This window comes from Erwinia sp. QL-Z3 (genome assembly GCF_004551645.1).
In the GTDB taxonomy this organism is placed as follows: domain Bacteria; phylum Pseudomonadota; class Gammaproteobacteria; order Enterobacterales; family Enterobacteriaceae; genus Erwinia; species Erwinia billingiae.
The window spans coordinates 2,596,913-2,612,550 of the sequence record NZ_CP037950.1; the positions used below are offsets into that span (position 1 = coordinate 2,596,913).

The window sequence follows — 15,638 nt, forward strand, 5'->3', positions numbered from 1 at the left end:
CTTTTGCACATAATTAACGCGCGACGCACCGTAATGGTGCGTTTTTTGTTGGCTACATTCTGCTTCACCTCCTTCTGTTTTTCTCTGCTTTGCTCAGCAACACTGAGCCAGACTGACTAATCGTCTGAAAAATGCCAATTTTTAATTTATGGCACAGCCTTTGCTTTAATCAATCCGTGTTGGGCGAAACAACCGTATTCAATATCTGGAGGGGGATCATATGAAGCTGGTTACCGTGGTAATTAAACCGTTTAAGTTGGAAGACGTGCGTGAAGCACTTTCCTCTATCGGTATTCAAGGGCTGACCGTGACCGAAGTGAAAGGCTTTGGTCGCCAGAAAGGGCATGCAGAACTTTATCGCGGTGCAGAATACAGCGTGAACTTCCTGCCAAAAGTAAAAATAGACATTGCGATTGCAGACGACCAGCTGGATGAAGTGGTTGATGTGATCAGCAAGGCTGCCTACACCGGCAAAATCGGTGACGGTAAGATTTTTGTTGCGGAACTGCAGCGAGTTATCCGTATTCGCACTGGCGAAACTGACGAAGCAGCACTGTAATCTCGGGGCTAAGAATGTTGATGGGATGGGATAAAATGAATAAAAAAATTGCTCTGTTCGGCCTCGCCAGTCTGGCTCTGTTACCGTCGCTTGCGATGGCTGCAGCACCGGCAGTGGCTGATAAAGCTGACAACGCCTTTATGATGATCTGCACCGCGCTGGTGCTGTTCATGACGTTGCCGGGTATTGCCCTGTTTTACGGCGGTCTGCTCCGCGCTAAAAACGTGCTTTCCATGATGACTCAGGTCTCTGTGACCTTCGCGATGGTGTGCGTATTGTGGATGCTTTACGGTTATTCACTGGCCTTCAGTGAAGGTAACGCCTTCTTCGGTGGCTTCAGCATGGCGATGTTGAAAAACATCCAGCTGACCTCACTGGTAGGCACCTTCTACCAATATATCCACGTCTCCTTCCAGGCTTCGTTCGCCTGTATCACCGTGGGCCTGATTGTTGGATCGATTGCTGAGCGCGTTCGCTTCTCAGCGGTACTGATCTTCGTTGCTATCTGGCTGACCTTCTCGTATCTGCCTATTGCACACATGGTCTGGTCAGGCGGTTTGCTGGCCCAGGACGGTGCGCTCGACTTCGCAGGCGGTACCGTTGTGCACATTAACGCCGCAGTTGCTGGTCTGGTGGGTGCTTACCTGGTGGGTAAACGTGCTGGTTTCGGCAAAGAAGCCTTTAAGCCTCACAATCTGCCAATGGTCTTTATGGGTACGGCGATTCTGTATGTGGGCTGGTTTGGCTTCAACGCTGGCTCAGCCAGTGCAGCTAACGAAATTGCCGGTCTGGCGTTCCTGAACACCGTTATGGCAACAGCTGGCGCGATGCTGAGCTGGACCTTCGGTGAGTGGGCTCTGCGTGGCAAACCTTCACTGCTGGGCGTCTGCTCTGGTGTGATTGCCGGTCTGGTCGCGATTACTCCTGCCTGTGGTTATGTTGGTGTGGGTGGTGCGCTGATTATCGGCATCGTCGGCGGTCTGGCAGGTCTGTGGGGTGTTACCATCCTGAAGAAATGGCTGCGTGTGGATGACCCATGTGACGTGTTCGGCGTTCACGGCGTCTGCGGCATCGTAGGCTGTATCCTGACCGGCGTCTTCGCCTCTTCTTCACTGGGTGGCGTAGGCTATGCACCTGGCGTGACCATGGGCCATCAGGTCTGGATCCAGATCTTCAGCGTCGGTGTGACCATCGTCTGGACCGGTGTGGTCGCCTTCGTGGCCTTCAAAATTGCTGACATGATTGTGGGTCTGCGTGTTCCGGAAGATCAGGAACGCGAAGGTCTGGACGTCAACAGCCATGGCGAGAATGCTTACAACCAGTAAGCCCGTATCAAGAAAAGCAGTGCGCTAAAAGTAGAATAAAAAAACGGCTCTTTCGGGAGCCGTTCGTTTTTCCGCTCTTCAGGTGACGTTATTTCACTTCGCGCACCCGCATCACGCCTTCCTGAACCGTAGACGCGACCAGCGTACCGTCCTGAGTGTAAAACTCACCACGAACAAAACCACGCGCACTCGACGCAGAGGTGCTCTCCACGCTGTACAGCAGCCATTGATTGAGATCGAACGGACGGTGGAACCACATTGAGTGATCGATGGTAGCGACCTGCATACCCGGTTCGAGGAATCCTTTACCGTGCGGTTGCAGTGCTACCGGCAGGAAGTTGAAGTCGGAAGCATACCCCAATAGATACTGATGGATGCGCCGGTCTTCAGGCATCACGCCGTTTGCCCGCAGCCAGACGTGACGGGTCGGTTCATCCACGTGGCCTTTAAGCGGGTTATGAAACTTAACCGGCCGGATTTCAAAAGGCTTCTCGGAGAGAAACTTGTCACGCGCTTTCTCGGGGATATAGCTGGCAAGCTGCTTTGCATAGTCGGCTTCGCTGGGCAGGTTATCAGGACCCGGCACCTCAGGCATCGATTTTTGATGCTCAAAGCCGCTTTCTGGCCCCTGGAATGAGGCGGTCATATAGAAAATAGGCTGTCCGTTCTGAACGGCTTTCACCCTTCTGGCGCTGAAACTCTGCCCGTCACGCAGCGTTTCCACATCATAAATAATCGCCTTCTGGCTATCGCCCGGGCGTAAAAAATAGCTGTGGAAAGAGTGAATGATGCGGTCTGCCGGAACGGTCTGTTTGGCGGCATACAGCGCCTGGCCGACAACCTGGCCACCAAAGACCTGGCGTAATCCCAGATCCTCACTCTGGCCACGAAAAAGGCCCTCTTCAAGCTTTTCCAAATCCAACAGGTTTAACAGATTTTGCAGGGCCTGGCTCATAGCGTGGATCCTCAGTAAACGACTGGAGGATAGTTTGCGAGATCCGACCAGTTACCGTCAACGGGGCAGGGCAATTATCTTTTAAGAAGAAGAGAGAAGGGTGCGCTTCCAGGCAGAAATCAGTAAGTTGTGCCAGAATTAAAGCTAACGGAACAGTGATTCACTGTTTACAGGCTAACTGAGACCTCAATTTCACCATTGATCTTAAGGAGATTACATCAATGAAAGTCTGGCCAATGTTAACTGGCGCCGCACTGGCGGTGGCACTCTCAGGATGTGCCGATAAAGGAAAAGATGTGCCGACGGCAACGCTGGCTTCACAGGTCGCCGGCGAGCAGGCGACGCTGCGTCAGCCTAATGTCAGTGGTTCTATCTACATTCGTCAGAAAGTGGCGCTGCCGCCTGACGCCGTGCTGACCGTGACGTTATCGGATGCCTCCATGGCAGATGCACCTTCTAAGGTCATCTCCCAGCGCGTGGTGAGAACCGATGGCAAACAGGCACCGTTCAACTTTATTCTGCCGTACAACCCTTCAGAGATTCAGCCTAATGCGCGCATTCTGTTGAGTGCGGCCATTACGGTTGACGGCAAAATGATGTTCATCACCGACAGTGTCAAACCGGTGATCAACAATGGTGGCAACAAGCAGGAGTTGTTATTAGTGCCGGTGCCATCAATGGCGATGCCAACGCTACCGGGTGCTGCCACTACCGTGCCATCAACGTCGCCGACGCAGGTCAATCCTTCGTCGTCCGTTCCAGCCCCAAGTTCAATGTAGTTACAGCCGCCCCTTCTGGGGCGGTTATCCTTCCCAACGGTACTGCTTCAACGCGATTTTTCCTTCCGCACTGACCTCAATCCCTTCTTCCAGTAATGCATAACGCTGTCGATCCAGATCATCCCCAGTCAGCGAGATTTCACCCAACCGGTTAATCACCCGATGCCAGGGAAGTTTGCTGCCCTCGGGAAGGCGCTTTAATACGCCGCCGACCTGACGCGCGGCACGCGGCGAGCCTGCCAGCCGTGCAATATCACCGTAGGTGGTGACTTTGCCATAGGGAATAGCGGCAAGGATTTGGTAGATGCGTTGTTGAAAGCTGTCAAAGTGTTCCATCTGTTCTCCCTCTGTCGACGTCAACAGTAATCGAAAGTGCGGAACATCTGAAGCGATTTCATGATGTTATAAGAGAGCCTACGGCTTAACCCGTATCGGCTTTGAAAACAATCAGATAGGAATTTTTTAACGGAGTTGAACAAGAAAGCAACGGTCATCAGGAGCAGGCTTGCAATTGCCTGGGGCTTCATTGATAATGCCCTCGCTCCATCTGATGGAGCACTCAATGGGGGCCCGGTTGGTTCTCCCGCAATGCTAATTTGTGAACTCGGTCAGATCCGGAAGGAAGCAGCCGTAGCAGATGACGCGTGTGCCGGGATGTAGCTGGCAGGGCCCCCACCCAATTCTGCCCTCGTATGCCAGCCAGTCCATCCTGCCATCAAACTCAAACTTATCGAACGAACTTCCAAACTGCTACCGGGATTTTATCGTAGAGTTTATTCATCGTCAGTTCGGCCAGACGATGATCAGCCGCAGAATAAAACACAGCCAGTTCATTATCGGATAATTCGTATTTGTTTTTTTCGATTACGCGCTCGAGGGTGTCGATTGACCGACACCGTCTTAAACGCATCAGATAATCAGTTTTAGTAAGAAGTTTATCTGTCATTGTTAAACCGTAGAAAAAATAATGGGTTGCTAAAATGAATGGCTCGTCTGTACGGGCACGAGAGCGCATTCCTCGGCGAAAATGTTAAACAAGCGTTTTGCTGATTTTTGCCAGCGCTGCAAATCCTGAACATTAATGCCGTAATTACTAAAGAGCATAAACGTATCATCGAGATATTCATCAATCTGACTAATCAGGTCACTATCTTCGAGATGTTTAATTTTGTAATTCATGGTGAAGGCAGCAATATGCTCAATCAGATCATTGAGCTGTAAATTGACTGCAGCAGTAGGATCGTTAACCCAGCCGTGATGACTATCGCCTAACGTCGCCAGGCTTTCATCGTACAAATTTTCACACACAAATTTCAGCTGGGCGATATCATGCCTTTTTGGTGAGTATTCGTCCATCTTTTTCCCCTCCATAGCGAGTGAAAGATGCCGTCAGCGCGGGCTTTCAGCGATTGGTATGCCAGGAGCGATAATTAACGTTAACCGAAATCTATTAATAAAGATAACGTAATAAAGCTGTATTTGTAATGCTATTACGCAATATTACAATTCGTCAGCGGTACTGGTCTGTTGATTATCGATGAAATCAAAGGTCAGCAGGCCTGATTGCCATTCAAAATTGACTGTTTCAGTTGTGGTCTGGTCTGCATCTATATCGAGACAGGCGTTGAATACGTTCCAGCGGAAGCTGTAAGTCATCTTATAACGCGATTCACCTGAATATTCTATAGAAATAATTTTCATACTTTCGGGAACATATTGCGCATTCTGTGAATACCATAACAGCGAACCCGTTAACTCTACTTCTATTTTGGGAATAATCCGTTGAAGGTTATCTGATAACGTTAACAGATCGTCTTCATTGCCTGAGTAAGAAAAGGGAATAGATTTGCGCATTTTTCCCCCACAGTGTTAATTAGCGCTTATAGAGATAATTGGTCTGCCTGTGAAAATAAGCAAGTGCCTTTAGTGTCTTCTAAACTATCTTAATGATTTGGCTCTTAATTATCTTAGTAGATAATGCCATGTCCCGCGACAGTAAAACTAAAGAAGTTGAAAAAAGTTTATATAACCCTGAGTAATGGAAGGCATTATTTAAGTAATAATTAGATACACTTTGTCTGAACCGGCCAGAGCCAGAGATTGTATGATATTGTTATGTTATAACATAATGATGGTCGCAATCGATGTCTTCTCTTCCTGTATTTCTTCGCTACGGCACCTTACTTACCCACTCAGCGCTGGTGCGCCTGCTGTTGTCTGCTGCGGTGGTCGTGTTACTGGCTGCGTTAACTTTTTGGGCTGTTGCCTGATGATTACCCTTAATCAACTGACGGTAGGTTATCAGGGGCGCGCAGTCACGCCGGCTCTGCAAGGAGAATTTGCTCGCGGATCGATGACCGCGCTGGTGGGGGCCAATGGCTCTGGCAAGTCCACGCTGCTGAAAACCCTGGCCGGCCTGTTGCGTCCGGTAAGTGGATCGTTAAGCTTGCCCGCGCCGCGGACAAGTCTCGCCTGGATGCCACAGCAATCAGAAATCGAGAAGACCTTTCCAATCCACGTATTTGATTTGGTGGCAATGGGCTGCTGGCAAAAGTGTGGCTGGTTCGGCGCGATTAACCGCACGATGCGCAATCAGGTGATGACCGCGCTGGACCGGGTAGGAATGCTGCAGTTTGCCACCGCCCAACCCGGTACCTTATCGGGTGGGCAGTTGCAGCGCGTGCTGTTTGCCCGTCTGCTGGTGCAGGATGCGGACCTGCTGATGCTGGATGAGCCTTTCGCTGGCGTCGACAGCCAGACTACCGCGCTGTTATTGCAGCTGCTGCAGGAACGGCATCAGGCTGGCTGTACGCTGATTGTCGTGCTGCACGATATGGCCACCGTTGAAAAATACTTCCCGCAAACGCTGCGGCTTAAAAGCAGCCACGCTGAATGGTCCGGTTCCGGCTCCGCCGTTACCCAGCTGAATTTTAACCGCAGCCTGGGAGCTTCATGATGCTGGCGATGTTCCATCCTTTTATTGAATTCGGCTTTATGCGCCGTGCCCTGGTGGCCTGCATTGCACTTTCCCTCAGCGCCACGCCTTTAGGCGTCTTTTTGCTACTCCGCAGAATGAGCCTGGTGGGCGACGCACTGTCACACGCCGTCTTACCGGGCGCAGCGATTGGCTATCTGATATCGGGCTTGTCTCTGGTGGCGATGGGAACCGGAGGCGTGATTGCCGGCCTTTCTGTTGCCCTGTTGTCTGGCGCGGTCAGCCGCTATACGCCGCTAAAAGAAGATGCCAGCTTTGCCGGCTTTTATCTTGGCTCGCTGGCGCTGGGGGTGACGTTGGTCTCCTTACGCGGCTCCAGCGTGGAGCTGTTGCATGTGCTGTTCGGATCGCTGTTAGCGGTAGATAACCCCTCAATCCTGCTGGTCTGCGTCATTTCGGCTGTTTCTTTATTAGTGCTGGCGCTGATTTACCGCCCGCTGGTAATCGACGCCTTTGACCCTGGTTTTCTGCGCGCGCAGAACCGCTGGACGGCGCCGCTGGTCCACAGTCTGTTTCTGATGCTGGTCGTCACCAATCTGGTGGCGGGTTTCCAGGTGTTGGGCACCCTGATGTGCGTCGGCCTGATGATGCTACCGGCAGCCGCGGCCCGTTTCTGGGGCAAAGGACTGCCTGGCATGATGGTGGCAGCGATGATCCTCGCGCTGATAGCCAGCTTCAGCGGGCTCATTGCCTCCTTTTACCTGTCACTGCCTGCCGGTCCGGCGGTGGTGTTAAGTGCCGCGATCCTGTTTTTTATCTCTATTTTAGTGGGGCCGTGCGGCGGAATTTTCCGTCAGCGCCCGTTTTCAGTTGGTAAGGAGAAAGTATGAAGAAGTTACCTGTAGCGCTGGCAGTGGCGGGGATTTTACTCACCCCAATGGTGATGGCTAAAACGGTCAACACCGTTGCCAGTTTCTCGGTTCTGGCAGACATCGTGAAAGAAGTGGGTGGCGAACACGTTAAGGTGAAAAGTCTGGTCGGGCCGGATGGCGACCCGCACAGCTTTGAACCGACGCCTCAGGACAGCCAGGCGCTGGCAAAAGCAGATGTGGTTTTCGTCAGTGGCCTCGGGCTGGAAGGGTGGATGGATCGCCTGATTAGCGCGTCGGAATATAAAGGTAAGGTGATCGTCTCCTCTGAGGGGATTGAGACCCGCTCAATGGAAGAAGACGGTAAAACCATTACCGATCCGCATGCCTGGAACAGCATGAAGAATGGCGTGGTGTACGCCAACAATGTGATGAACGCGTTGATAGCCGCCGATCCAGAGGATGCGGCCTATTTCCGTCAGCAGGGATCGGCCTATATTGCCCAGTTAACCAAACTGGACAGTTGGGCGGCGAAAAGCTTTGCGGCAATCCCGCAGGCTAAACGCAAAGTGCTGACCAGCCATGATGCATTTGGCTATTTTGGTCAGCGTTATGGCGTCAGTTTCCTGTCACCGGTGGGCTTCTCTACCGAGTCTGAAGCCAGTGCATCAGACGTGGCAAAACTGATCACCCAGCTTAAAACCGAGCATATTCACAGCTACTTTATCGAGAACCAGACAGATCCCCGTCTGGTGAAGCAGATTGCTTCTGCCTCCGGTGCGCAGTCGGGTGGTGAACTTTATCCGGAAGCGCTGACTAAAAAAGGTGGCGCGGCAGATACCTATGTCGCTGCTTTTAAGCATAACGTCAACGCGATGGTTGCCAGTATGAAATAGTGATGCAGACGGTCAGCATGCTGGCCGTCCGTTTCAGCGATAAAAAAAGCGGGCCACAATGATTGCGGCCCGCTTTTTCAGTGCTGAACAGATCAGCGCTTTTTCTTGCCACCCTGAACCGCTTTAAAGCGCGGGTTACTTTTACAGATAACGTAGACACGACCATGACGGCGGACAACTTTGCAGTCCTTATGGCGTTTCTTGGCCGACGCCAGCGAGCTTAATACCTGCATGATGACGCCTTATTTATCTGAAGATGAAGTAAAGAAGCGACCAAAGCGCTGATTAAAGCGATGCGCGCTGCCTTCTTTGGCAAAGTCTTTCTGCTTACCGGTGTAATAAGCATGAGACGCTGAAGAGACGTCCAGCGGGACGTAAGGCAGCACTTTGCCCTCCAGCTCGATTGTGCGATCGGTTTTGATGGTTGAACCGACCACGAAGTAGGTGTCTGCGCTGGTATCGTGGAACGCCACGGTGCGGTAAGCCGGATGAATACCCTGTTTCATAAATCCTCACTCAAATAAGTAATGTTATAACATAACAATAATTATGCGCGTGCGCTGAGCGGATTGCAACTGGAAAAGAGAGGCAGGGGAGAAGGGCAAAAAAAAGAGGCCGCATTAGCGGCCTCTCAGTACAGCAATCAAATGCTGATTAGTGCGGGTTGTGCTCTACAGGATGACCCTGTTCCAGATCTTCTTTGTTCTTGCCGAAGCGGCGGCGAACCACCACAAAGAAGACCGGCACGAAGAAGATAGCGAACAGCGTTGCGGTCACCATGCCGCCCATTACCCCGGTACCCACCGCATTCTGCGCACCGGAACCTGCACCGGTACTGATCGTCAGTGGCAATACGCCGAGGATAAAGGCCAGCGAGGTCATCAGGATTGGACGCAGACGCATACGAACGGCTTCAAGCGTCGATTCGACCAGGCCTTTGCCTTCCTTCTCCATCAGATCCTTGGCGAATTCTACGATTAATATCGCATTCTTCGCCGACAGCCCAATGGTTGTCAGCAGGCCTACCACGAAGTAGACGTCATTACTGAGTCCGCGAACGGTGGTAAAGATCAGTGCCCCAATAACCCCAAGCGGGACCACCAGCATCACCGAGAATGGAATCGACCAGCTCTCGTACAAGGCCGCCAGACAGAGGAAGACCACAATCAACGAGATGGCGTACAGAGCCGGTGCCTGGTTACCAGACAAACGTTCCTGATACGACATTCCCGTCCAGTCGTAGCCAATCCCTGAAGGGAGCTGAGAAGCGATTTGCTCCATCAGGCCCATCGCTTCACCCGAACTCTTGCCCGGTGCCGGTTGCCCCAGGATCTCCATTGAAGGCAGACCGTTGTAGCGTTCCAGTCGTGGCGAACCATACTGCCATTTGGCAGATGCGAAGGCAGAGAACGGCACCATGGTTCCACTAGAGTTACGGACGAACCATTTGTTGATGTCGTCCGGTAACATACGGGAATCCGCTTCACCCATTACGTACACTTTCTTCACACGACCGCGGTCGATGAAGTCGTTGACGTAAGATCCGCCCCACGATGCACCCAGCGTGGTGTTGATGTCAGAGATTGAGACGCCGAGGGCTTCTGCTTTCTCCTGATCAATCATCAGCTTGTACTGTGGTGTATCTTCCAGTCCGTTCGGGCGCACGCCAACCAACACATCAGGATGCTTGGCAACCATGCCCAACAGCTGATTACGGGCCTGAGTCAGCGCATCGTGACCCAGGTTACCCTGGTCAATCAGTTCAAAGTCGAAGCCGGTGGCGTTACCCAATTCGATAATCGCCGGCAGGTTAAACGGAATAACCATGGCATCTTTGATTTCGCTGAACGCCTTCATGGCACGTCCGGCAATCCCGTCAACTTTGTTCGCTGCACCTGAACGCTCGTCCCACGGTTTAAGGCTGACGAAGGCGATACCGGTGTTCTGACCACGTCCCGCAAAACCAAAGCCGTTAACGGTAAAGACGGATTTAACGTTGTCTTTTTCCTTGGTCAGGAAGTAGTCAGTCACCTGGTCGAGAACTTTCTCAGTACGTTCCTGAGTCGCGCCCGCAGGTAACTGTGCCTGTGCCAACAGCAGGCCCTGGTCTTCTTCCGGCAGGAAGGAGGTCGGAAGCTGAATGAACAGGTACGCCATGCCCACCACGATCAGCAGGTAAATCACCAGATAGCGACCTGTGCTACGGATGATATGACCCACGCTGTTGGTATAGTGGTTGGTACTCTTATCGAACATACGGTTGAACCAGCCGAAGAATCCGGTGGTTTTACCGTGGTCGCCTTTCTTAACCGGCTTCAGCATCGTTGCGCACAGCGCTGGCGTCAGCACCAGGGCAACAATTACCGACAGCACCATTGCCGAGACGATAGTGATCGAGAACTGACGGTAGATAACCCCGGTCGAGCCGCCAAAGAAGGCCATCGGGATAAATACCGCAGACAGCACCAGCGCGATACCCACCAGGGCACCCTGGATCTGCTCCATTGACTTCTTGGTGGCTTCTTTCGGCGGTAGGCCCTCTTCAACCATCACGCGTTCGACGTTCTCGACCACGACGATGGCATCATCTACCAACAGGCCTATCGCCAACACCATCCCGAACATCGTTAGGGTGTTTATCGAATAACCGAAAGCACTAATAATGGCGAAAGTTCCCAACAGAACCACCGGAACGGCGATAGTCGGGATCAGCGTGGCACGGAAGTTCTGCAGGAACAGATACATCACGATAAACACCAGCACAATCGCCTCAATCAGGGTTTTCACCACTTCAATGATGGAGATTTTAACAAACGGCGTGGTGTCGTACGGATAGACGGTTTCCATCCCTGACGGGAAGAACGGTTCCAGCTTTTTCAGCTCATCCTTAACGGCTGCCGCGGTGTCCAGGGCGTTAGCGCCGGTCGCCAGTTTGATACCGATACCGGACGCAGGCTTGCCGTTATAGCGCGCAATGATCTCGTAGTTTTCACCGCCGAGCTCAATGCGTGCCACATCTTTCAGCAGAACACGCGAACCATCCGCATTCACTTTCAGCAGGATCTTGCCGAACTCATCGGTCGAGGTCAGACGGGTCTGAGCAATGATCGAGGCGTTCAGCTGCTGGCCTGGCACCGGTGGAGAGCCGCCGAGCTGACCTGCAGCGACCTGGGAGTTCTGTGAGTCAATGGCGCTAATCACATCTACCGGGGTCAGCTGATAGTTATTCAGCTTGTGCGGATCCATCCAGATACGCATCGCATACTGCGCACCGAAGATCTGCGTATCGCCGACACCCAGCGTACGACTGATTGGATCCTTGATGTTAGAGGCCACATAGTCAGAAATATCATTCTGATTCATGCTGCCATCTTTACTCACAAAACCGGCCACCATCAGGAAGCTGCTGGAGGATTTCTGAACCTGGATCCCCTGCTGCTGCACTTCTTGTGGCAGTAATGGTGTCGCCAGCTGCAGTTTGTTCTGCACCTGAACCTGCGCGATATCCGGGTCGGTCCCTGACTGGAAGGTCAGAGTTAACTGCAACGTACCGGAAGAATCACTGTTCGATGACATGTACATCAGGCCATCGATACCATTCATGTTTTGTTCAATAACCTGCGTGACGGAGTCCTGCAGTGTTTTCGCATCGGCACCAGGGTAAACAGCGCGAATCTGAACGGCCGGCGGAGCAACATTAGGATATTGCTCAATCGGCAGTTTTAGAATCGACAGCACGCCCATCAGCATGATGATGATGGCGATTACCCACGCAAAAATGGGGCGATCGATAAAGAACTTAGCCATGTATCAGCGGCTCCTGTTTAAGACTTAGGTTGTTCAGATCCAGCCTGTTTGGCTTCATCTGCAGTGACTTCCTGTGGAGTAACCTGAGCGCCAGGTTTGGCTCTCTGCAATCCAACGGTAATCACCTTATCGCCTTCTTTCAGACCACTGGTCACCAGCCATTTATCGCCGATAGCCTGCTCAGCCGTCAGAGTGCGGACTTCTACTTTATTATCTGCACCAATCACCATCGCCGATGCCTGGCCCGTTGGCGTACGAGTAACCGCCTGCTGAGGCACTAACAGCGCGCTTGGGTTGGTTCCCTCTTCCAGACGGGCACGAACAAACATTCCTGGCAGCAGTGAGTGGTCCGGGTTAGGGAACACGGCACGCAGCGTGATGGAGCCCGTTGTCTCATCAACGGTGACATCAGAGAATTCTAATGTTCCGCCCTGAGCGTATTCGCTACCATTTTGCAGAAGAAGTTTGACCTGAGCCTTGCCGTTAGCCTGCTGCAGCTTGCCGGAGTTCAGTTCATCACGCAGGCGCATAAAGTCTTCACTCGACTGTGTGACGTCTACATAGATAGGATCAAGCTGTTGCACGGTAGCCAGTGCGGTGGTTTGCGCGCTCTGAACCAGTGCACCTTCCGTGACGGAAGATTTCCCAATGCGACCACTGATAGGGGAGGTCACTTTGGTGTAGGCCAGATTAATACGCGCGGTTTCAACGTTGGCTTTCGCAGCCTGAACGGCAGCTGCCGTCTGACTTTCGGTGGCTTTCGCCGTGTCGTAATCCTGCTGACTGATATACTTGGTACCCACCAGCGGCTGATAACGTTTAACGGTCACCGCAGCAATTTGCGCGTTGGCCACAGCCTGCGCTAAATCGCCTTTGGCACTGTCATACGCCGCCTGATAGGTTGCGGGATCGATCTGGTAAAGAGATTGTCCTGCCTTAATGTCGCTCCCTTCCACGAAATTACGTTTCAAAATAATGCCCGAAACCTGTGGGCGAACTTCTGCAATACGGAATGATGAGGTGCGACCTGGAAGGTCGGTGGTGATCTGCAATGGCGCGTTTTTAAGCGTTACAACACCCACTTCGGGTGGTTTTTGCTGTCCGGCCTGCTGCGCTTCTTTGTTATCACATCCTGTCAGCATAATGCTGCCTGAAAGCATCAGAACGGCCGCCAGAGGCGTTAACCCTCTGTTTTTGTTCATAAATAAACCTCGAGTATCCGATTTCGATTGTTCAATGGATCACAAACCCATAAACCCATTGCTGCGTTTAAATTATGGTCGTGGTATGTTACATACATTCGCAAATGTATGTAAGTGCACCCTTTTGTAAAAGTCACCCTATGGCACGAAAAACCAAACAACAGGCGTTAGAAACGCGAAATCACATCATTGATGCGGCAATTGGCAGATTTTCCGAGCATGGCGTATCCAAAACATCACTGGCCGATATCGCGACTGCGGCTGGCGTGACGCGTGGTGCAATTTACTGGCATTTCAAAAACAAAGCTGACTTGCTAAATGAAATCTGGGCACAGTCCGAATCAGGACTGGAAGACTTAGAGCTTGAGTATCAATTAAAATACCCTTCCGATCCACTCTCCGTTATGCGTGCAATGATTACCTATGTCCTTGAAGCCACGGCAAGGGACCAGCGCAGACGCTCACTTCTGGAAATTATTTTTCATAAATGTGAGTTTGTGGGTGAAATGACCACTTTACAGATGATGCAACAAACTCTGTATCTTGAGTGTTACGAGAAGATTGAAGAGGTCCTCCGTCAGTGCATTGAAGCTGGGCAACTTCCTGTTGAACTCGACACCCGACGCACCGCGGTCGTGATGCGAGCTTACATCACCGGGATTATGGAAAACTGGCTATTTATGCCGGAAAGCTTTGATTTAGCAGCCGATGCGCCACAGCTGGTGGAGGTTTTGATCGACATGCTTCTGCACAGTCCAGCGCTGCGGACCCGGGCGCATTAACCTTTTTCAGCCGGCTGTTCAGTCGCTAATTTGGCTTCAAAATCTTTCTGCACCATCGCCAGCGCGGCCAATACCGTTTGCGGCGCGATAGCATTCTCTTCCAGCAGCATGATCAGATCCACCGCCAGCTTAACTTCTGCAGGCGCATTTTCCAGTGACATAGCAATTTCCTCTGATAGCCGAATAAGGCATTAAATACGCAGTTTTTTTACCAACAGAACCATCAACAGCGCGCCAGCGATGGCGATCAGCAGCGCGCGTGGCTCGATTTCTGACAGCGTGCCGTAGTTAAAGAACACCCCGACGTAGCCGCCGATCAGCGCACCAACCACCGCCAGCACCAGCGTTGGGATCAGCCCGCCTGGCCGGCCGGGGAAAAAGCGCCGGGTTAAAAAACCGACCAGCAAGCCGATGATAATCCACGAAAGAAGTCCCATCTTTTCTACCCAGAATGAAATTTTATCCAAGTATAGCTAGTGTTCACGCTTTTCAATGGCGCGCTCGATACGCTTAGTGGCTTGCAGGCAACGTTGCAGACGTCCTTCCTGCGCCGCAATTTCCCGCTGCAGGTTTTGCTGTTGGACCAGCGTTTCGCATTTCGCCAGCTGACTTTCGCGATCGGTAATCATATCCCGCAGCCGCCGTTCGTAATCCTGATGTTTCGCCAACTTTTCGTAGAGGTTCTCACTGACCGGTTCAGCAACGGCTTCGCCTTTACGCAAGGTCTGCGTGGCCAGCTCCCGTTGCAAGGCGCTGATTTGCAGCACCACGCGCTCGGCCAGCCAGGCCACACGCTCGGTGCGCTGGTCGGCAACGCTCTGGTTGAGCATTTTCAGGCTCTCCCTGATCTCCAGCAAATAATCTCCCAACCGGGTGCTGTGAGAATGAAATAACTGGGCATCAAAACGCGCTTTGGGCGTCCGTTTATTGCGGTGAGGCTCGACGGCTTCAGCCAGCTGCTCCAGCCGGGAGGCTAACTGCTCCAGCATAAGGGCACTTTTCATCTTCGATCTCCAGGCATTGCCCTGATTATGCTAGTCTCACCTCGTGTGAGGGAGGGATGTAGAGCAATGAAGCGGATCATTCTACTGATTATTGGCTGGTTAGCGATGGCGCTGGCGACACTTGGCGTAATTTTACCGTTATTACCGACTACGCCCTTTCTGTTACTGGCGGCCTGGTGCTTTGCCCGATCCTCTCCACGCTTCCACCACTGGTTGCTGCACCGTTCGCTGTTTGGCCCTTACTTACGCCACTGGCAGAAGCACCGGGCGCTGCCGCCCAAAGCGAAAGGGCGCATGGTGGTGTTTACCGTCATCACCTTTGCGGTTTCTCTGTGGCTGGTCAACATTCTCTGGGTGCGGCTATTGTTAGTCTGTCTGCTCTGCATCCTGATCCTCTTTATGCTCAGGCTCCCGGTTGTTGAGGATCCGCAAGAAAAGCCGTGATTTTGCGGTGTATGGTTGCAATTGCCCGACGGTTTGCATAGATTTGGTCGTTTTCGTGCGTAGCTTCCCCTGACGTTCTCT

Annotated in this window: 21 protein-coding genes and 1 other RNA gene; 10 read left to right on the plus strand and 12 right to left on the minus strand. The window is 52.2% G+C overall.

All coding sequences use genetic code 11. The features are described from left to right. Positions 1 to 220: 220 nt before the first annotated feature. Entirely contained in the window at positions 221 to 559 is a 339-nt protein-coding gene (gene glnK / locus E2F51_RS12555) for a P-II family nitrogen regulator (protein WP_007886947.1), read from the plus strand. A gap of 20 nt (positions 560 to 579) precedes the next feature. After that, entirely contained in the window at positions 580 to 1,884 is a 1,305-nt protein-coding gene (amtB, locus tag E2F51_RS12560; protein WP_013201053.1) for an ammonium transporter AmtB, read from the plus strand. A gap of 88 nt (positions 1,885 to 1,972) precedes the next feature. Here the strand turns inward: amtB and tesB are convergent, their stop codons facing one another. Then, the gene (tesB, locus tag E2F51_RS12565; protein ID WP_013201054.1) at positions 1,973 to 2,839 is read right to left on the minus strand and encodes an acyl-CoA thioesterase II; all 867 of its coding nucleotides are present in this window, start codon (positions 2,837 to 2,839) and stop codon (positions 1,973 to 1,975) included. A gap of 221 nt (positions 2,840 to 3,060) precedes the next feature. Here tesB and E2F51_RS12570 point away from each other — a divergent pair, with 221 nt between their 5' ends. Beyond that, entirely contained in the window at positions 3,061 to 3,618 is a 558-nt protein-coding gene (locus tag E2F51_RS12570; RefSeq protein ID WP_134823600.1) for a YbaY family lipoprotein, read from the plus strand. A gap of 24 nt (positions 3,619 to 3,642) precedes the next feature. Here the strand turns inward: E2F51_RS12570 and E2F51_RS12575 are convergent, their stop codons facing one another. Continuing rightward, positions 3,643 to 3,954, minus strand: a complete 312-nt coding sequence (locus tag E2F51_RS12575; RefSeq protein ID WP_013201056.1) for an MGMT family protein — start codon at positions 3,952 to 3,954, stop codon at positions 3,643 to 3,645. A 236-nt stretch (positions 3,955 to 4,190) separates the two neighbouring features. Between E2F51_RS12575 and ffs the strand changes: the two genes are divergently transcribed. Continuing rightward, an RNA gene (ffs, locus tag E2F51_RS12580) (signal recognition particle sRNA small type) lies at positions 4,191 to 4,287 on the plus strand. A 58-nt stretch (positions 4,288 to 4,345) separates the two neighbouring features. Here ffs and E2F51_RS12585 read toward each other — a convergent pair. From E2F51_RS12585 to E2F51_RS12595, 3 genes are all read right to left on the minus strand, one after another. Next, complete coding sequence (locus E2F51_RS12585) at positions 4,346 to 4,564, minus strand: HHA domain-containing protein (RefSeq protein WP_013201057.1); 219 nt, start codon at positions 4,562 to 4,564, stop codon at positions 4,346 to 4,348. Between the two features lie 29 nt (positions 4,565 to 4,593). After that, complete coding sequence (tomB, locus tag E2F51_RS12590) at positions 4,594 to 4,974, minus strand: Hha toxicity modulator TomB (protein ID WP_013201058.1); 381 nt, start codon at positions 4,972 to 4,974, stop codon at positions 4,594 to 4,596. A gap of 144 nt (positions 4,975 to 5,118) precedes the next feature. Next, a complete protein-coding gene (locus tag E2F51_RS12595; RefSeq protein ID WP_134823601.1) occupies positions 5,119 to 5,472 on the minus strand; it encodes a hypothetical protein in 354 nt (117 codons plus the stop codon). A 290-nt stretch (positions 5,473 to 5,762) separates the two neighbouring features. Here E2F51_RS12595 and E2F51_RS24195 point away from each other — a divergent pair, with 290 nt between their 5' ends. From E2F51_RS24195 to E2F51_RS12610, 4 genes are read left to right on the plus strand one after another with little or no spacing between them, the layout of a single operon-like run. Beyond that, complete coding sequence (locus E2F51_RS24195) at positions 5,763 to 5,888, plus strand: hypothetical protein (protein WP_256372204.1); 126 nt, start codon at positions 5,763 to 5,765, stop codon at positions 5,886 to 5,888. Beyond that, entirely contained in the window at positions 5,888 to 6,574 is a 687-nt protein-coding gene (locus E2F51_RS12600; protein WP_053141862.1) for a metal ABC transporter ATP-binding protein, read from the plus strand. Before E2F51_RS24195 ends, E2F51_RS12600 begins: the two co-directional genes overlap by 1 nt. After that, the gene (locus E2F51_RS12605) at positions 6,574 to 7,443 is read left to right on the plus strand and encodes a metal ABC transporter permease (RefSeq protein WP_371732184.1); all 870 of its coding nucleotides are present in this window, start codon (positions 6,574 to 6,576) and stop codon (positions 7,441 to 7,443) included. Before E2F51_RS12600 ends, E2F51_RS12605 begins: the two co-directional genes overlap by 1 nt. Next, complete coding sequence (locus E2F51_RS12610) at positions 7,440 to 8,318, plus strand: metal ABC transporter substrate-binding protein (RefSeq protein ID WP_134823602.1); 879 nt, start codon at positions 7,440 to 7,442, stop codon at positions 8,316 to 8,318. The genes E2F51_RS12605 and E2F51_RS12610 overlap by 4 nt, the downstream gene beginning before the upstream one ends. A gap of 92 nt (positions 8,319 to 8,410) precedes the next feature. On the opposite strand, the gene ykgO is transcribed toward E2F51_RS12610, so the two are convergent. The 4 genes from ykgO to E2F51_RS12630 form a co-directional block, all read right to left on the minus strand. Beyond that, positions 8,411 to 8,551, minus strand: a complete 141-nt coding sequence (gene ykgO, locus E2F51_RS12615; RefSeq protein ID WP_013201062.1) for a type B 50S ribosomal protein L36 — start codon at positions 8,549 to 8,551, stop codon at positions 8,411 to 8,413. 9 nt (positions 8,552 to 8,560) lie between these two features. Beyond that, positions 8,561 to 8,824 (minus strand): type B 50S ribosomal protein L31, encoded by a 264-nt coding sequence (locus E2F51_RS12620; protein WP_053141865.1) that lies wholly within the window; start codon positions 8,822 to 8,824, stop codon positions 8,561 to 8,563. Positions 8,825 to 8,972: 148 nt separating this feature from the next. After that, positions 8,973 to 12,125 (minus strand): efflux RND transporter permease subunit, encoded by a 3,153-nt coding sequence (locus tag E2F51_RS12625; protein WP_134823603.1) that lies wholly within the window; start codon positions 12,123 to 12,125, stop codon positions 8,973 to 8,975. Positions 12,126 to 12,142: 17 nt separating this feature from the next. Beyond that, a complete protein-coding gene (locus E2F51_RS12630; RefSeq protein WP_134823604.1) occupies positions 12,143 to 13,327 on the minus strand; it encodes an efflux RND transporter periplasmic adaptor subunit in 1,185 nt (394 codons plus the stop codon). 140 nt (positions 13,328 to 13,467) lie between these two features. Here E2F51_RS12630 and acrR point away from each other — a divergent pair, with 140 nt between their 5' ends. Continuing rightward, a complete protein-coding gene (gene acrR, locus E2F51_RS12635; protein ID WP_013201066.1) occupies positions 13,468 to 14,109 on the plus strand; it encodes a multidrug efflux transporter transcriptional repressor AcrR in 642 nt (213 codons plus the stop codon). On the opposite strand, the gene rsmS is transcribed toward acrR, so the two are convergent. From rsmS to priC, 3 genes are read right to left on the minus strand one after another with little or no spacing between them, the layout of a single operon-like run. Then, complete coding sequence (rsmS, locus tag E2F51_RS12640; RefSeq protein WP_013201067.1) at positions 14,106 to 14,270, minus strand: pleiotropic regulatory protein RsmS; 165 nt, start codon at positions 14,268 to 14,270, stop codon at positions 14,106 to 14,108. The genes acrR and rsmS overlap by 4 nt on opposite strands. 30 nt (positions 14,271 to 14,300) lie before the next feature. After that, entirely contained in the window at positions 14,301 to 14,546 is a 246-nt protein-coding gene (locus E2F51_RS12645) for a GlsB/YeaQ/YmgE family stress response membrane protein (RefSeq protein ID WP_053141873.1), read from the minus strand. A 36-nt stretch (positions 14,547 to 14,582) separates the two neighbouring features. Continuing rightward, positions 14,583 to 15,113 (minus strand): primosomal replication protein PriC, encoded by a 531-nt coding sequence (gene priC, locus E2F51_RS12650; RefSeq protein ID WP_013201069.1) that lies wholly within the window; start codon positions 15,111 to 15,113, stop codon positions 14,583 to 14,585. A 66-nt stretch (positions 15,114 to 15,179) separates the two neighbouring features. On the opposite strand from priC, the gene E2F51_RS12655 reads away from it, so the two are divergent. Continuing rightward, on the plus strand, positions 15,180 to 15,557 hold the full coding sequence (locus E2F51_RS12655) for a DUF454 family protein (protein ID WP_013201070.1): 378 nt from the start codon (positions 15,180 to 15,182) through the stop codon (positions 15,555 to 15,557). Positions 15,558 to 15,638: the final 81 nt, after the last annotated feature.

Coding starts and splice junctions, on each gene's coding strand:
- glnK (WP_007886947.1), top strand. CDS start 221: ATGAAGCTGGTTACCGTGGTAATTAAACCGTTTAAGTTGGAAGACGTG.
- amtB (WP_013201053.1), top strand. CDS start 580: ATGGGATGGGATAAAATGAATAAAAAAATTGCTCTGTTCGGCCTCGCC.
- tesB (WP_013201054.1), bottom strand. CDS start 2,839: ATGAGCCAGGCCCTGCAAAATCTGTTAAACCTGTTGGATTTGGAAAAG.
- E2F51_RS12570 (WP_134823600.1), top strand. CDS start 3,061: ATGAAAGTCTGGCCAATGTTAACTGGCGCCGCACTGGCGGTGGCACTC.
- E2F51_RS12575 (WP_013201056.1), bottom strand. CDS start 3,954: ATGGAACACTTTGACAGCTTTCAACAACGCATCTACCAAATCCTTGCC.
- E2F51_RS12585 (WP_013201057.1), bottom strand. CDS start 4,564: ATGACAGATAAACTTCTTACTAAAACTGATTATCTGATGCGTTTAAGA.
- tomB (WP_013201058.1), bottom strand. CDS start 4,974: ATGGACGAATACTCACCAAAAAGGCATGATATCGCCCAGCTGAAATTT.
- E2F51_RS12595 (WP_134823601.1), bottom strand. CDS start 5,472: ATGCGCAAATCTATTCCCTTTTCTTACTCAGGCAATGAAGACGATCTG.
- E2F51_RS24195 (WP_256372204.1), top strand. CDS start 5,763: ATGTCTTCTCTTCCTGTATTTCTTCGCTACGGCACCTTACTTACCCAC.
- E2F51_RS12600 (WP_053141862.1), top strand. CDS start 5,888: ATGATTACCCTTAATCAACTGACGGTAGGTTATCAGGGGCGCGCAGTC.
- E2F51_RS12605 (WP_371732184.1), top strand. CDS start 6,574: ATGCTGGCGATGTTCCATCCTTTTATTGAATTCGGCTTTATGCGCCGT.
- E2F51_RS12610 (WP_134823602.1), top strand. CDS start 7,440: ATGAAGAAGTTACCTGTAGCGCTGGCAGTGGCGGGGATTTTACTCACC.
- ykgO (WP_013201062.1), bottom strand. CDS start 8,551: ATGCAGGTATTAAGCTCGCTGGCGTCGGCCAAGAAACGCCATAAGGAC.
- E2F51_RS12620 (WP_053141865.1), bottom strand. CDS start 8,824: ATGAAACAGGGTATTCATCCGGCTTACCGCACCGTGGCGTTCCACGAT.
- E2F51_RS12625 (WP_134823603.1), bottom strand. CDS start 12,125: ATGGCTAAGTTCTTTATCGATCGCCCCATTTTTGCGTGGGTAATCGCC.
- E2F51_RS12630 (WP_134823604.1), bottom strand. CDS start 13,327: ATGAACAAAAACAGAGGGTTAACGCCTCTGGCGGCCGTTCTGATGCTT.
- acrR (WP_013201066.1), top strand. CDS start 13,468: ATGGCACGAAAAACCAAACAACAGGCGTTAGAAACGCGAAATCACATC.
- rsmS (WP_013201067.1), bottom strand. CDS start 14,270: ATGTCACTGGAAAATGCGCCTGCAGAAGTTAAGCTGGCGGTGGATCTG.
- E2F51_RS12645 (WP_053141873.1), bottom strand. CDS start 14,546: ATGGGACTTCTTTCGTGGATTATCATCGGCTTGCTGGTCGGTTTTTTA.
- priC (WP_013201069.1), bottom strand. CDS start 15,113: ATGAAAAGTGCCCTTATGCTGGAGCAGTTAGCCTCCCGGCTGGAGCAG.
- E2F51_RS12655 (WP_013201070.1), top strand. CDS start 15,180: ATGAAGCGGATCATTCTACTGATTATTGGCTGGTTAGCGATGGCGCTG.